The organism is Caulobacter sp. HJHS_5, assembly GCF_056683955.1.
Window position 1 is genome coordinate 1 of the sequence record NZ_JBWZNC010000017.1, and the last position, 414, is coordinate 414.

The 414-nt window shown below is 71.0% G+C and carries 1 protein-coding gene; it reads right to left on the reverse strand.

Features of this window, described 5'->3' with window-relative positions; translation table 11 throughout:
* Window positions 1–414, reverse strand: a 414-nt coding sequence (locus ACFLIT_RS17840) for a calcium-binding protein (RefSeq protein ID WP_479912615.1), incomplete at both ends; no start/stop codon positions are given.

The window sequence follows — 414 nt, forward strand, 5'->3', positions numbered from 1 at the left end:
GTCGTTGCCGTCGCCGCCCTGCAGGATGTCGCTGCCCGAGCCGCCCTCCAGGGTGTCGCCGCTGGTGCTGCCGATCAGGGTGTCTGACGACGAACCGCCGATCAGATAGACCCCGCCGCCGGTCCCGCCCTGCTGGGCGACGTTCTGCCCCACGTTCAGCTTTGAGAAGTCCGCCTTCACGCCCCGGTAGACATAGACCTGCTCGACCTCCGACAGGCTGCCGGCCACGAACGTCGAATTGCCCGTGATCGTCAGGACATCCGAGCCCGCTCCGCCCCGGATCATCGCCGCCGCCGCCGAGATGGTGATCTGGTCGTCGCCCTCGCCGCCCAGCAGGGTGTCGCCCGCCGCTCCGACCAGCACGTCCGCGCCGCCCCCGCCCGACAGCGAGTCCGCCCCGCCGTTGCCGATCAG